Annotated in this window: 16 protein-coding genes and 2 pseudogenes; 9 read left to right on the top strand and 9 right to left on the bottom strand. The window is 47.2% G+C overall.

Annotated features, from left to right (window positions below; genetic code table 11):
• Both VN429_RS07655 and VN429_RS07650 read right to left on the bottom strand, forming a co-directional pair.
• Positions 1 to 946 (bottom strand): annotated as a pseudogene (locus VN429_RS07655) (M13 family metallopeptidase N-terminal domain-containing protein); the annotation flags it as partial.
• A gap of 505 nt (positions 947 to 1,451) precedes the next feature.
• The gene (locus VN429_RS07650; protein ID WP_325631679.1) at positions 1,452 to 2,057 is read right to left on the bottom strand and encodes a hypothetical protein; all 606 of its coding nucleotides are present in this window, start codon (positions 2,055 to 2,057) and stop codon (positions 1,452 to 1,454) included.
• A 544-nt stretch (positions 2,058 to 2,601) separates the two neighbouring features.
• Between VN429_RS07650 and VN429_RS07645 the strand changes: the two genes are divergently transcribed.
• Genes VN429_RS07645 through VN429_RS07635 form a run of 3 tightly spaced genes read left to right on the top strand, consistent with a single transcriptional unit; the run spans position 2,602 to position 4,064 of the window.
• Positions 2,602 to 2,874, top strand: a complete 273-nt coding sequence (locus tag VN429_RS07645; protein ID WP_325631677.1) for a DUF1894 domain-containing protein — start codon at positions 2,602 to 2,604, stop codon at positions 2,872 to 2,874.
• 10 nt (positions 2,875 to 2,884) lie between these two features.
• Complete coding sequence (locus tag VN429_RS07640) at positions 2,885 to 3,562, top strand: 2,5-diamino-6-(ribosylamino)-4(3H)-pyrimidinone 5'-phosphate reductase (protein ID WP_325631675.1); 678 nt, start codon at positions 2,885 to 2,887, stop codon at positions 3,560 to 3,562.
• A 58-nt stretch (positions 3,563 to 3,620) separates the two neighbouring features.
• On the top strand, positions 3,621 to 4,064 hold the full coding sequence (locus tag VN429_RS07635; RefSeq protein WP_325631673.1) for a response regulator: 444 nt from the start codon (positions 3,621 to 3,623) through the stop codon (positions 4,062 to 4,064).
• Between the two features lie 17 nt (positions 4,065 to 4,081).
• On the opposite strand, the gene hisH is transcribed toward VN429_RS07635, so the two are convergent.
• Positions 4,082 to 4,687 (bottom strand): imidazole glycerol phosphate synthase subunit HisH, encoded by a 606-nt coding sequence (gene hisH, locus VN429_RS07630; RefSeq protein WP_325631671.1) that lies wholly within the window; start codon positions 4,685 to 4,687, stop codon positions 4,082 to 4,084.
• Positions 4,684 to 6,147, bottom strand: coding sequence for a phosphoadenosine phosphosulfate reductase domain-containing protein (locus VN429_RS07625; protein WP_325631668.1), 1,464 nt, complete (start codon positions 6,145 to 6,147; stop codon positions 4,684 to 4,686). The genes hisH and VN429_RS07625 overlap by 4 nt, the downstream gene beginning before the upstream one ends.
• 569 nt (positions 6,148 to 6,716) lie before the next feature.
• On the opposite strand from VN429_RS07625, the gene VN429_RS07620 reads away from it, so the two are divergent.
• Positions 6,717 to 7,373, top strand: coding sequence for a transglutaminase-like domain-containing protein (locus tag VN429_RS07620; RefSeq protein ID WP_325631666.1), 657 nt, complete (start codon positions 6,717 to 6,719; stop codon positions 7,371 to 7,373).
• A gap of 10 nt (positions 7,374 to 7,383) precedes the next feature.
• Here VN429_RS07620 and VN429_RS07615 read toward each other — a convergent pair whose 3' ends face one another.
• Complete coding sequence (locus VN429_RS07615; RefSeq protein WP_325631664.1) at positions 7,384 to 7,863, bottom strand: 23S rRNA (pseudouridine(1915)-N(3))-methyltransferase RlmH; 480 nt, start codon at positions 7,861 to 7,863, stop codon at positions 7,384 to 7,386.
• A gap of 41 nt (positions 7,864 to 7,904) precedes the next feature.
• Between VN429_RS07615 and bcp the strand changes: the two genes are divergently transcribed.
• Complete coding sequence (bcp, locus tag VN429_RS07610; protein ID WP_325631662.1) at positions 7,905 to 8,390, top strand: thioredoxin-dependent thiol peroxidase; 486 nt, start codon at positions 7,905 to 7,907, stop codon at positions 8,388 to 8,390.
• A 2-nt stretch (positions 8,391 to 8,392) separates the two neighbouring features.
• Here the strand turns inward: bcp and VN429_RS07605 are convergent, their stop codons facing one another.
• A complete protein-coding gene (locus tag VN429_RS07605; protein WP_325631660.1) occupies positions 8,393 to 9,340 on the bottom strand; it encodes a hypothetical protein in 948 nt (315 codons plus the stop codon).
• Positions 9,341 to 9,399: 59 nt separating this feature from the next.
• On the opposite strand from VN429_RS07605, the gene VN429_RS07600 reads away from it, so the two are divergent.
• Both VN429_RS07600 and VN429_RS07595 read left to right on the top strand, forming a co-directional pair.
• Positions 9,400 to 10,146 (top strand): DUF128 domain-containing protein, encoded by a 747-nt coding sequence (locus VN429_RS07600; protein WP_325631658.1) that lies wholly within the window; start codon positions 9,400 to 9,402, stop codon positions 10,144 to 10,146.
• 46 nt (positions 10,147 to 10,192) lie between these two features.
• A complete protein-coding gene (locus VN429_RS07595) occupies positions 10,193 to 10,897 on the top strand; it encodes a glucose-6-phosphate isomerase family protein (protein ID WP_325631655.1) in 705 nt (234 codons plus the stop codon).
• On the opposite strand, the gene VN429_RS07590 is transcribed toward VN429_RS07595, so the two are convergent.
• The 3 genes and pseudogenes from VN429_RS07590 to VN429_RS12565 all read right to left on the bottom strand — a co-directional run.
• Positions 10,888 to 11,631: an NAD+ synthase gene (locus VN429_RS07590; protein WP_325631653.1), complete on the bottom strand. Its 744-nt coding sequence runs from the start codon at positions 11,629 to 11,631 to the stop codon at positions 10,888 to 10,890. The genes VN429_RS07595 and VN429_RS07590 overlap by 10 nt on opposite strands.
• 41 nt (positions 11,632 to 11,672) lie before the next feature.
• Entirely contained in the window at positions 11,673 to 12,224 is a 552-nt protein-coding gene (locus tag VN429_RS07585) for a hypothetical protein (protein WP_325631649.1), read from the bottom strand.
• Between the two features lie 39 nt (positions 12,225 to 12,263).
• Positions 12,264 to 12,332, bottom strand: a pseudogene (locus tag VN429_RS12565) (hypothetical protein); the annotation flags it as partial.
• Between the two features lie 49 nt (positions 12,333 to 12,381).
• Here VN429_RS12565 and VN429_RS07580 point away from each other — a divergent pair.
• On the top strand, positions 12,382 to 13,239 hold the full coding sequence (locus tag VN429_RS07580) for a serine/threonine-protein kinase RIO2 (RefSeq protein WP_325631645.1): 858 nt from the start codon (positions 12,382 to 12,384) through the stop codon (positions 13,237 to 13,239).
• A partial coding sequence (locus VN429_RS07575; protein WP_325631642.1) for a DUF460 domain-containing protein occupies positions 13,236 to 14,590 on the top strand: 1,355 nt, incomplete at its 3' end. The genes VN429_RS07580 and VN429_RS07575, both read left to right, overlap by 4 nt.

Genomic DNA, 14,590 nt, shown 5'->3' with positions numbered 1-14,590 from the left:
TGGAAAGTGAGTCAGACAGTGAATCTACAAGTCTGAACTTAAGGAAAACTTTCCACTCATTAAGTGGAACCTCCATGAGCATTTGGTTTATTTTGCTCACTGCCGAAATTTGATGAACATTTACCCGGTTTGAACTCCCGGATCCGTTGATTGATGACAGAGTATCCCAACTGATGTTTGGGTACTGCGAGTTCAGATCATTCCATGAAAGGATGTGGGTAGTATTCCAGGGATCCCTGTTCTCAACCTCTGTGTAATGAGAAGAGGCAATCTCTTCTTCTATCCTGTATACGGCACTGGTATCACAATCTGCTTCAGTTTCATTCTCGTTCATCAAGAGGAAGATATTTTTGATATGACGCAGGTATTCCTCCCTGATATTTCTGCTTCCAGTGCTATTGCGGAAGTAGTACTCGCGGTCAGGCAGACCAAGTCCACCCTGTTCAACCTGGGGAATAATCAACGAGGAGTTGTTGGGATCCTGGTCTGCATAGTAGAGAAAAAAAGGAAAAATTCCCTCCTGGACCAGCAGGACAGAGACATTCATGAGATCGCTGTGAGAAGATATCTCATCGATCATGGCTAGTTCTCCTTTGAGCGGAGAGAGATTCTGGCGATCGATGGATTCTGTATCCAATCCGCTTGAGTAAAATTTTCCGATCAGGCTCTCTTGGCCGGCAGCATAATCATCAGCCTCATGCTCAAACAGGATTCGCAATTGCTCCAGGGTTTTCTCCTCAACCTCTGTAAAAGCAGTGTATGAACTCTTGTTTTCCGGAACCGGATGATTCTCAATCCAGGCATTATTTACGTATCCAAAGAGATCATCTCCCGGGTTTACCCCGTTATCAAGGGTGAACGGGCCTGACATAATAGTGGTATTCGCATACCCTGTCTGTATCATGCAGGGGAGAAGGATAGCCAAAAGCAGCAGAATCTTTACCATTCACATACTCTCTGGATGGGAATTTACACGACTATTGATTTGATAAGGGTGAAGAAGTACACCCGACTATGCTTTCATCTCATTGAAAGTATCCCGGGTTGGTCTCCGAATGAGAAATTCAGACAGAACTATTAGTGTTTAAAGTATCTCATCCTTCTTCATTACAAATCCGATATCGAAAAAAACTGTGATCCTGGCCATTTTCTGAGTACGGGAGACGAAATCCAAGGCCTAGTGGGATTATCTGGACGAGGACAGGAAGTGAAGAGGAGATCTAGACAACCATAAGAGAGGATATTTTCCTAATCAACGGGGTTGCCCAATATGAGATCATCCCATCTGTTACCTCAATAGCGGAAGTTGAACTGGAATCATGAAAGAAACCATTCCGGTATGAACCATCCCTTTAAATCAAGAAGAATATCAATTCTAACTAGAATCCAGGTTAAAACAATCTCTTCAGATGATACCAAAAAAGGGGTTTGTGTCTTTCCAGATACTTTTTTTATCCGCTAAAGAACGGAATTGTACTTACCGTTGCATTAGGATCTTTCTGCTGGATTTTTCCACGTGCACAGGTCTGATTCCGGGAGTCATAGCAGGTATCCGGACCACAGGGCTTAAGATCCAGGTCCCTTCCCTCGAATACCTTACCTTTGCAACATGACTGAGTAGTCAGGTTGTAACTCTTATCACCGCAGACGCCCCATTTCATTCCCTCATAGACCTTACCATAACTGCAGGATTGAGTAGTGAGATTGTAGCATGTGTTTCCACCACAGATACCCCACTTCAACCCCTCATAGGTGTGCTTCAGGCAACATGACTGGTTTGAAGGATTATATGTCCCGTCCCCACACTCAGGGAAACATGGACCATCAGTTACCTTCTTAGAGCAGCAGGTTTGAGTATCCATATTATAACATGAGTCACCACATTTGGAGTAACGGGTTCCTTCATAGACCTTGCCATTACAACAGGACTGGTGTTCAGGATTATAGGTTGTATCTCCACACTGGAGCATCTCGGTATTTGCAGCCATACATGATGTAATCCCGGTGAGAAGAACGATCAGGACACCGGTACTAAAAAGGAGCAGAGATCGCTTCATCACATATTCGTTCACTGCATGAGTTCATATCTTTTCAGGCAGCCAGTATGATCTAATACCTAAATTTTTATTACATCCCTCATTAGGATACCTGCCATTATGAATTCAGAAGACTGTTGTCCCCAATACTGCCACTTGCATCAAGACAGAGAAGTTATGGATCAGTGCCGGATCTGCAACGCAGCATGCTGTGAAAAGTGTCTGCATCAGGGTACTGGCATCTGCAGAGACTGTCTCTTCAAAGGAGCAGTGATTCTGGTAATACTGATGATCATCATTTCGTATACTGCCTGGTTAGGGCTGCTTTTATAGAAGATTTAAAAACCCAGAGAGATCATAACGAGAAGATAACATAGTTTTCCAGAAGAGGACCGTGCATCTCATAACAGGGGACGCCGAATTACTGGATACTAGTTAGGAGACTAAGTCTCCTGATCAGAGATTTCACTAGGTGATGAGATCGGTACTTTGAGCATACACGAAATATTCGCCGAACATCATGATCTCATCTTCTAAAGCAAAGGAAAATGTATGAGACTTTATCATGGGATGCTTAGAATCACTCCCCTATGAGGTGCTTCTTGCAAAGATCTCTTTCAAAGAAGCACGGGAATATCTTGCGAGGTTTCCAGAAAAATATGATGTGGAGCCTGGCTATAAAATGTTTGAAGTGAGGATCATCGGAGTTCCTCCAATACGGGTTGCAGTAGACGGGGATGCAATAATCTTCCCTTTTACCAAGCCTTGTCATGGAACTTTTTTAGTCAAGGTACCTGATGGCAGAGAGGAGATTGAGAGGCTCAGAAAGAAGAGGTAGGATCACAGGCATGAGACCATATATACTGGTTAATGTGGCTGTATCAGCAGACGGAAAATTATCTACCCGGGAACGCAGGCAGGTAAAGATCTCGGGTGCAGATGATTTTGACCGTGTTGATATTATAAAATCAGGTGCAGACGCAATCATGGTGGGGATTGGCACTATTCTTGCTGATGATCCGTCGCTCACTGTAAAATCACGAGAACGGATTGCGGAACGGCTCAGCACAGGCAGGCCCGAGCATCCTATCAGAATAATCGTCGACAGCAGGGCAAGAACACCCCCTGATGCAAAAATCCTCCACAAAGGGCCGGGAAAACGAATAGTTGCAGTATCTTCTGCGGCTCCGGAGGAGAGGATTGCTGCGCTCAGTCCTCATGCCGAGATCATCTCCTCTGGATCTGAAGCGGTAGACCTTGCAGCATTAATGGAGACACTCGGCAATCAGGGGATACAGCGGCTCATGGTTGAGGGAGGAGGAACACTCATAGCAGGCCTCTTTAACGCAGGTCTTGTTGACCAACTCAGCATGTTTATTGGCAATATTATCATCGGCGGATCTAGCGCTCCCACTCTTGCAGATGGACCTGGGTGGACACAGGAGACCGATTTTACCAAACTCGAACTTATGCAGATTCAACAGTTGGATCAGGGGGTGCTGATCGACTGGAAAGTCAGACGATAACCAATATTTATGAAAAATAACGGCGATTATTCAATTTCGGTTACAATAGAAAAAGAGATTGTATGCAAAACCAACTCCCTTAATAGATTTAAGGGGAAGATATAGTAGAAATTGGTGGAGCAGAGTGGAAGGCGGAATTTTTATTGTTGAAGATAACCCGGTGATAAACGATCTAATATCGTGGAGGCTGACCGAACTGGGATTCTCAGTCATGGGAACTGCGGAGGATTATCTGGGTGCACTGGAAAAGTTAGAGCAGTATACTCCGGATAAGAGGCCAAAACTAGTGCTTATGGATATTAACCTCCCTGGAGAGAAAGATGGGATTATGGCAGCAGAGGAGATTCAGAATAAGTTCTCAATCCCCATTGTGTACATCAGTTCAGTCATGGATGATCCAACAATAGAAAGAGCTAAGCTTACCAAACCACGGGGATTTATTGTAAAACCCTTCACTGACAACCAGCTCAAAGCAACAGTTGAGATGGCACTGCAAAAATAAGACTGATTACCAAATCTTCAAATCATTCCAATATAGTTCCGGAGGATTTGAAGACCAGCCTCCCCACTCTTTTCTGGATGAAACTGGGTTCCCCAGACAGTTCCATTCCGTATTGATGATGCAAACGGGTTGATATATTCGGTAGAGGTCACCCTGTATTGGCCAGGTGTGTCAGCCCAGAACGAATGCACGAAGTAAAAGAACGAACCATCCGGAATCCCGGTATAGAGTGGATCATCTGGCTGTGACAGTGAAACCTGGTTCCAGCCCATATGTGGGATTTTACACCCGGGAGTTCGTTTGAATCGGCGCACGGTTCCTGGAATGAGACCAAGACCTGCAGAAAGGCCGTGCTCTTCAGAAAAATCCATGAGCATCTGCATACCCAGACAGATACCAAGAACAGGTACCTGTCCCTGCGCTTCAAGGAGAGCTGTTTGCAGATCAGAGAGTCTGGCCATACCCTCGTGAAAGGCGCCAACCCCGGGGAGGATAATCCCGTCTGCAGCACGGATTTCATCGAGATTTCCGGTGATGCTGACATTCCCACCAACTTTTTCCAGAGCTTTGCTGACACTACGCAGGTTACCTAGACCATAATCAACGATTGCGATCTTACTCATTTCCCAGACCTCCCTGATCTCCTTCCTCTTCCGGTCTGGGCGTCATGCCTGGCAAATGATTCAGGCTCCTCCTGACTTCGATCATTTCTGACACGCCATGTTCCTTCAGTCATCCATGACTCAGGTAGTTCGTGCCTGACACGCCATGCTTCCATCTTCTCTTCCCATTCCTTCCAGAGTTCTGGAACATGGCTCTGAATCCTCTCAAGAATGGCCATGTCACTTGCGGGACACATATAACATCCCATCCGGTCGACTCCGTGGGCATACATCTCGTTATACGGCGCCTTCTCCCTGAAGATATAAAGCCAGACATGCATGGCAGTCCAGTTATGGATAGGAGCCAGACAGATCTGATTGCGGACAAAAGCATTGCGCCAGACACGGGGATTTTTTGCACGGGATGCAGACTCGTACTTCCGCTGCCCTACAAACGAGACACACTCAGCCCAGGTACTCTCGATAAATTTCCTGAGCGGTTCAAGCTTGGCGGTTTTGCAGCACCACCGACAATCCACTGCCGGGGGACCCTGAACCTCAAACTCACGCCAGAACTCGCCCATTGAGTCAACCATGATGCACTCAAGCTCATACTTTTCTGTTACCTGCCTGACATTCTCATATGTTGAGGGAAACTCCATACCTGTGTCGATAAACAGGATCGGCAGTTTCCGAAAGGTGTTCATCACTACAAGAAGGCTGGCAAGGCTGTCCTTTCCTCCTGAATAGGAAACACTGGTTGGCAGGTGTTCATAGGGGCCAATATGTTCCTCAATAAACTGCTTTGTTGCAGACTCAAGCCGAATCAGCACATCCTTGTTTGCTTCAACCACCTCGTCCCATGTTGCAGATCCAGGGGTGAATTGTGATCTGATGTTCTTACGGCTTCTGACGATCTGCCCGCGTTCCATCGCAGACGCCTCATCAGCATTTACCTTCATCCTTCCGACACCGACACATTCACCCGATCTGGTGAGCATGAAAACCTCATCACCTGCTGCGATACCAGGATCACAACTGACAAATCCAGGAGCTAGAAGACTTGCTCCTTCCCTGATTGATGGGCCTGCACCATCATCAACGATCACGTACCGTTTTTCAGGTTTCTGAATAAGGGCAGATTCTGGACGTGGGAGTGCATCCCATCTCCCAGTCTCTGGAAGATATCTAATCGCTCCTACAATTGCCCCGCCAACCACAACCTCCTCCATCCGATCCTTGTCAGGAACCTTATTGACAAGAGCCGCCCAGCCATCCGGAATCAGAGTTATACCAAACCGATCAAGGAAGAGATTGTTTATAAATAGGATATCATCTGGAAAGGCAGGCCTTGCATCCCCGGGGGGGGTTACCGGAACTGATCGCGCTTCAGCTCCACAGGCACACCGGTCTGCCATGACCGGAGCATGACAATTATCGCACCAGTGTAGGAGAATTTTGCCGTGATAGAGTCCACCCATGCTGTTGTAGTTATTTGTTCCATTCCTAGATACGATTATGGACAATGGCTAGAACCAAACAGGGTTTGAAATCCCGATTATGTCATCAGGAATGATTTTACGGTACACAAAATGTCCTGAATTCTGCATAGTCCAGTTAAGCTATTCATACAGATTGGAAACCCTAAAATCAATGATCATTTAATAATTCATCGATATGCCCTGCATCATCAAACCGAACCTTGATTAATCAAAGACATAACAACACCGCAGCAGGTTTTCGCGCATAAAAAATTTCAACAAAAAGGCTCATGCGATATAATATGAGAGACCTAGGTGTGGGGGAAACCTGCACAAATTCACCCTTCAACAAGGGAATGATCTCTCCCAAACCCTCGAACTCTGAAGATATTACAACCATGATAGGGTGTCATCCCGGACAGTATCTATGAAATATCGCTTACGAGATGTTCTGGTCGAGTGATGACAGGATCACCAGAATACCAAAAATAGGACCGTCATTCTGCAAAACAGGGGAATCAACAAGTAGATATAGAGATGGTCAGGAAGATAGACTCAGGTGAACACTCATGCCTCCCCCCCCACTCGTTCGCCCGGTATCAGTAACTCCATACCTGGCATGTTCACCGGTGATATCTTGTACAGATCCTGCAATCAGGAATCGTGCACGTGAATTGATCCGGAGAACCAGTACAGAATACGAACAGATTCAATGCCTTTACACCTACGTACGGGACGGGATATCCCATTCTGTTGATGCAGGACAGTCGCAACTGATTTGGAAAATCACTCAGGTTATGACTGCAGGTCATGCACTCTGTTTCATAAAATCACACCTCTTTGTGTCTCTTTGTAGATCTGTTGGAATTCCTGCAGGACTCTGCTACCAGAGACTGAAGAAAGAGGGCGGATCTTATGTCCTTCATGGACTTGCAGCAGTTTGGATCGAGGATGAAGGGCGTTGGATTCGTCTTGACCCGCGGGGAAACAAACCCGGTGTTGATGCACAGTTCAATCCTCATGGAATTGAACAGATTGCATACCCGAAGATGGAAGATCCAGGGGAATGGCTCGACCCACATATCTATCCAGAACCCTGGGATGAAATTATGCACTTATTCAGGATATCTCCGGATGTCTCCTCGTTCATTAATGCCACAGCCCAGATCCAGACCCCTCCCAGCCAAGCCCACCGACTAGGTTCTGCACCCCTGGTTCTAGTGTAATCCACTTTTTTTACCGGTGGTATGGAAGCCCCCGGTTGATCGTGTATGCCCGGTAAATCTGTTCAAGCAGGATGAAACGGGCCATCTGGTGTGTAAATGTCATTAGCGAAAGAGAGAGAAGAAGTCCAGCCTGATCTCTTACTTCATCAGATAACCCGTGCGGACCGCCAATCAGAACTGCAATATGATGAGGACCATCGATCTCCCATCTTCTGACAAGACCAGCAAAACCTTCGCTTGACAAACTTATTCCAGCCGGATCCATTGCTATCAGGTATCCTGACTGGCCGGCAGCCTTGAGCAGGTTCTTTCCTTCCTGCTGACAGGCTGACTCAATCTCATGGACACTGGCATTTTCCTTTACCCGTTCCTCAGAAAACTCCACGATTTTAACTGTGCAAAATCCGGAGAGACGTTTAAGGTATTCAGTGATACCATCGCGAAGGTATGGCTCTTTCACCTTTCCGATGGCACAAATATCGATCTGCATCAGGAATGATATGTATGAAAGGGGGGACATATTGAAAGTATATGCCACAACTCTCTCCCGGTGATAAGGCACCAGAATTTGCACTTCCTGACCAGGATGGAAAAATCCACAGCAGTGAGGAATTCCGGGGATCCTGGATTATTCTCTACTTCTACCCAAAAGACAATACATCAGCCTGCACTGCTGAAGCGCTTGCATTCTCTGCAGTGTATGAAGAACTTTCAGAAATAGGAGTACCGGTTGTTGGGATCAGTCCAGACACCGTGGAAAGCCATCAGAAATTTGTTGAAAAACATGACCTACATCTCACCCTGCTTGCAGATCCTTTACATAATGTTATCGAGGCCTATGGAGTCTGGACACTGAAAAAGATGTATGGAAGGGAGTATATGGGTGTTGAACGAAGCACATTCCTGATAAACCCAAATGGAATTATTGAAGATATTTGGCACAAAGTCAAAGTGAAAGGCCATGTTGAAGCAGTCTCATCACGACTCCGGGAACTGATGGCAGACGAAAAGCAATGAGGTCAGAAGACCTCTACCCCGTCATCCATGGGCTCGCGAAGTCGCTCTCCCGTATGAGCGTTAATCTCAACGATCTTCTTTCCCTTAATCTGCCATATCGGGATGAAGAGTTCTCTCAATTCAAGCGCAATATTGCTCCGTTCAGGTGCAACATTCTTCTCCTCGTAATAGATGGCGTCACCTTTTACCTGTCGTGCCCTCACTTTCCGGGTCATGCTCGTAATTAAGATCCCGGTGATCTTCTCATCTGCAGCATCTTTATCAATCTGATGCTTGATTACTTCGGAACCTTGTGGAATGCTCCTGCGGGTCACAGTATCCGGATCAACCTCTATCAGAGAACCATTAATTGCGTTCAGTGCACCGACACCTGACCCATCAAAAGAGACATCCTGCTCCTTGAATTTCCCAGAACCCCTGCTTGTGTACCGGTAGAGCCAGTACGGAAGGAACTTTAATGTCGCAACCCCGGGAACTCCGGCTTTATCTTCAGCTTCTTCACGATGGACGCGGACCGGCAGGTGTGGGATCTTAATTCCGTTTCCGGTCTGGTCGTCAGAGTACTCATGACTGCGCACAGGAGCGCCCGAGTCACCAAGCTGAAGAAGAAGCTGCCTGCCGATAACACGTGAGAGGATCCCCTCACCGGCGTATCTGGCAAATTCTTCGGCATACCAGACAATACAGTCCGGCGCCTCGATACCGGGATCAAAGGTGACGAGCAGTTTCTCGCAGATTTTTTCCCCTTGTTCACCCTTAACGGTATACTCGGTCTCTGAGAACCGGGTTACCTCCTCCTGATCATCTGAACAGACAACAACCAGAAAAGTACTGCCTGACACAGCTGAAAGGTCAATAGGCGGGGATGCGTGATGCACATCATATCCTGCTGACTTCAGAATATCAGAAATCGCCTTGACCGCTTTCTCCCTGATCCTCTGTTCCATCATATACAGATCCACTCATAAAAAAGAATATTTTTCTATCTTTATACCGGATTAACTGAGTTATGAGCAATCCTCTCAGGTTTGTCAGCCATCGGATCGAGGATTATGCCATGCAGGTAACCTTTGATCCTGCAAAAGGGACCGGGACAGTGATCTATAACCTCTCACTTATTCACCAGGAGGATCTCGATTATGCTCTTTCTGTATTCAGGGCTACCTGCGAGGCGGGGGTTTCACCAAGTGGCCTGATCAGGGTTCTTCATGAGGGCGAGGATAACGACGGGTATACAATTCCTTCAGGTCATTGTGGTCTTCTCACGCTTTGTAGCACTACCCTTGACGGTCTCCTTGTGAAAAGAGGAATCCCGTTCAATCCGATTGGGGGTGGGGTAGTTGAGGTGACCGAAAACATTCCACGCAGGTTCACCCATCTGATAAAGTATGAATCCACAACCATCGATCCCCTACAGGTACTGATCTCACAGGAGATCACCTCTGTTCTTAATGTCATGCAGACAGGAACTGGAAGCCTGCTTGGTAACATCAGGGAATGCCATATGGAGGCTGAAGACAAGGTTGAAGAGGTTCTTGAAGAACTCAGTGAGAGTTACTTCACTGGTATTCTTGATCTCGGGCTGCCCAATACTTCATGTCTTGGTGTTGCAGTTGATCCACAGTATATGGGTGTAGCAGCTCTCGGAGGAACTAACTGGATAGCTGCCCTGCGAGAAGAGGGTGTTCACGTAAGGATGCAGGCAATGAAGGGGGTAACAGATATATCACGTATGGAATTCATCACTGACATGTAAATACTTCAAAGGACATTTATACTCCCACGTACGAGGATGATATATAATGATAGACCTGCCGCTCAATAACCCGGATATCAGGTCAGGGGCTGAGATCCGTTCTGTACTGGCAGATCCTTCCTGTGTCTGTGAAGGACCCCTGTATGAGATGTACCGCGGTGTATGTCGCAATAATTCAGATAAAGAATGGTTTGATACACAGCAGATCAGGTACGATGTTACCCGTATTCCTCCCCGCACCATCTGCAGGGAATGGATAAAAACTAAGGGACATTACCACCCTGTCTCCCCAGACGGGCTCGCTTACCCTGAGATATATGAAGTCCTTGAAGGGGCAGCGTATTACCTGTTACAGAAACGTGACCTTTCAGATATTGTGCTAGTGAGAGCAGAAAAAGGGGATCTAATTCTGATACCACCAGGATATGGGCACATAACCATCAACCCGACCACCGAGACCCTCACCATGGCAAATCTGGTATCATCTGCGTTTGCAAGTCAGTACCTGCCATATGAAGACCTGAAAGGTGGAGCATACTACATCTTTTCAGACGGAAGCATGAAGAAGAATCCTGCGTATCCGGCAGACATTCCTGATATCAGAATTGTTGATGCAACCGGCACTCATCTCCCCGAACCCTTCCCTGATAAGAGTTTATATAACCTGGTAGGGGATGCCATGAGGCTCAGGTTCCTCAATCATCCCCGTGAGTTTGAGGATCTCTACCCCGGACTCTACCTCTACACCTGATTGAGCAGACTTGGTGCAGGATTCTGTTTGTGTGAGGCAGAAGCGCACCTGGCTGCAACTTTTTTCTCAGTCTCTGACACAGGCCTCCATCCATTCTGATCTAAACCTTTGATCGCAGCATCGATTTCGGCATAGCAGATTCCAATTTCTCCTTCATCGGTCTGACCATGCCAGAGGCCTGCACTTGGTGCCCTGGAGATGATCGAGTCGGGAACACCAAGAAACCGGGCGAGATCCCATACATCTGTCTTGAGCAGGTGGACGATGGGCTGGACATCTGCTGCATTATCACCATGCTTCGTGCAGTATCCAAGGAGAAACTCAGTTCTGTTTGATGTCCCGCAGACAAGGAATGAGTCGCGGTTTGCAACATAATAGAGCACTGTCATCCTGGTGCGTGCCATCAGGTTGCCGATAAGATAATTTGACTCTACGAATCCGGGAATCCTCCGGTATTGATCTACAATTTGGCCGATAGAAATGGTCTCGACCTTTATTGAGAGAGTCTTGCCAAGTGCTTCAACATCAGCAGCATCCCCTGGAGGAGTGACATTACTTGGCATAAATATCCCGAGTACTTGGGATGAACCAACAGCTCGGGTGCAGAGGGCAGCCACCAGTGCTGAGTCTACACCACCTGATAAGCCAACGACATAGCCACTGGCTTGCGATTTTTTCAATGTTGCCCGAAGAAGATCAGAGATCTGATCTGCGATATCAGAACTGTCTGGCATAAGCACCAGTATACCACTTCCCACAGGGAGTAAAAAAGGTATCAGTCTTCTCTGGAAAGGAGCAGGAGATTGTCATGGTAATGCCGCAGGGCATGGGGAGCAGAGGGGTGACTTGCGGTAAACTCTCCAAGAAGTTTAAGAAGAGGTTTTTCAAGAGAATTTCGATGATGTTCCTGATAACCTAACCCTTGAGCCGATACCCCATAATGATCTGCAAACAGTTGCAGTTCTTTATCCGGAATCTCCCTGAAAGGCAGCATTACAGGAATTGATAAGCCAGAATGATGCCCATTCAGGAGAGGATCTACGTTATCGCTGAAAAGGGCTTCAAGAGTCCTGACGGCAACATCTTCTGCAGTATCAGAAAGAGCAATACGTGTTACCCCGGCTTTTACTGCAATCTCTGACAGCGCCTGCAAAGACACAGGTTCTTTCAGGGTGTCAAAATCAGGAAGATTTAGCCTGATGAGGCCCACATCAGACCTGTTATCCAAGAGGTTTTCAAGAAATACAAACAAGGGTTCACTGCCCCGCATACCTTCAAAAAAACCTATCCGATCTCCCCTGATCAGCCAGTGATTCTGTCTGATCACACGCTTTGCCCTTGATACGATATCAGCACAGAGGTGGTCAGCGCATAAGTGCCGCCCTGAATAACCCTGATATAAGACGGCAGACATCCTGCACCGGTCACATTGCATAAAAATCCCAATCAGTCTTAACTATTCTCTGCCATAAACCCATAAGCTGATGCATCTTTCGGCTGACGATGTCAGATCTCTTCACAAGTACGATCTCAGAGTTCTCCAGTCACTTGAGTATCTAATGAGCAGATATGACTGGGTTCCGGTCGAAGAACTAATAAAAAATTCCAGGCTTTCTGCAAGTGAGGTGAATTACAGGGTCAGGAGACTTGTGGATAAAGGGATGATCAAGTTCACCCAGATTCCATACCCTGGATACTGTCTTCTGTACAACGGATATGACACGCTCGCAGTAAACCACCTCGCAAAAAAAGGAACAATATCAGCACTTGGAACGCTCGTTGGTGAGGGAAAAGAGTCACTGGTCTATGAAGCGATCGGAACCGGGCCGGTCATTCTCAAGTTTCACCGGGTCGGACAGCGATCATTCAAGACAGTCCAGCGTTCCAGGGGATTCCTTCCAGACAAGGGACACTGCCCATGGATCTTTGCATCACACCTATCAGCCGAACAGGAGTATATCGCCCTCTCAACCCTGCACCGGACGGTATCTGTACCGGTTCCCCTCCTGATGAACCGCAATGTTGTTGTGATGTCCCATATCGCTGGCGCAAACCTGAACACAGTGACACTAGCCGAACCTGGAAAATTCTTTGATGAGATCATTGAAGGCATCACAAAAGCGTATAAACTCGGGTTTGTCCATGGAGATTTATCAGAATATAATATCATGACTGACGGGGAGAAACCGGTTATCATCGACTGGCCTCAGTGGGTGGCACCAGATCATCCTAACGCAGAAGAGATTCTTGATCATGATATCAGGACCGTCTGCCAGTTTTTCCAGAGGAAGTACCAGATGAAGATTGATCCTGATGAACTCAGAAGCAGCGTGATCGGGTGAAGGTTTTCGGGATAGATATCATCAGGGGATCAACCCGGTCGCGGACAATTGCTCCCAAATATGCTCTTGTTACTGTCCTTGATGGGAAAGTTACCAGTGAGGAGAGTGTCTCTCTTTTCAGACTCAAGCGTCTCGTACACCGGCACCGGCCTGAAATCCTTGCTGTTGACAGTATTCAGGAAGTGGCACCACATACTCAGGATGTCTACCGGTTTATCGAACAACTCCCCCCGCAGACCAGGTTTGTTTCAGTAACTGGGGGAGAGAAGCAGACCGGCCTTATTCAGGTGGCAGCGAGGTTCAACATCACCTTCAACAGGTTTGACCCCTACGCAGAGGCGCGGGCAATAGCACTGGTCGCCTCGCAGGGAGCCGGGGTTGAGGTGATTGCATTTGAGAACGAGACTGAAATTGTTGTCTCACGAAACCGGTCACCAGGAAAGGGAGGATGGAGTCAGAACCGGTATGCCCGAAAGATCCATGGAAATGTGCTCACCTATGCCAGGGATATAGAACATGAACTGCAGAGTGCAGGTCTAAACTTCTGGAAGAAAGAGTTCAAGGCATTCGGAGGAGTCTCCCGGGTGGTCTTTCACGTTCGGGAGAAACGCGAGGATGTCCGGATCCCCACCTCAAGAGGAGGGGATGTCCAGGTTAGAATATCTGGAAAACGCCTTGAACGTATTCAGTTCAGACCGCTTAACACAAGGCCCCGGTATCTGATCGTTGGGATTGATCCTGGTACCACGGTGGGAATAGCTGCTCTTGACCTGAACGGCGAACTCATGAAGGTTCATAGTTCCCGCCAGATGAACATGGGCGATGTAATCGAATTTCTCTATGAAATTGGAAAACCGATCATCATTGCTACAGATGTATCCCCAATGCCCTTTTCTGTTGAGAAGATACGACGTGCCTTCCAGGCTGTTGCGCACATACCAAGGCAGGATATCAGCGTTGAGACAAAGTATGAACTTGCTGGAAAGTATGGGTATGCCAATGACCACGAACGTGATGCCCTTACTGCAGCAATAGAGGCATCACGCTTCTGGAAACATAAGTTCACAAGCATCTTCAAACGTGTTCCTCCCGGTGTGGACATGGATGAGATCAGGGCCGGGATAATTAGGGGCCAGTCACTGGAGCAGATTCTTGGAACGCTTCATGAAGATCGACAGACCATCAGGGCTAAAAAACCGGAGGTAACCCTTGACTCATCAGACGAACGGGTCAGGATTCTTGATGGTCAGGTAAAGGATCTTCGAACACTGATCAGTGATCTCCAGAAGGACATTGAATGGCTCAAAAATGAGAACCGGAAGCTGAAAGGTGAGAATAAAAATCTTAAATC

The organism is Methanospirillum sp., assembly GCF_035560735.1.
Lineage (GTDB): Archaea > Halobacteriota > Methanomicrobia > Methanomicrobiales > Methanospirillaceae > Methanospirillum.
This window is presented reverse-complemented; position numbering and strand designations above follow the sequence as displayed.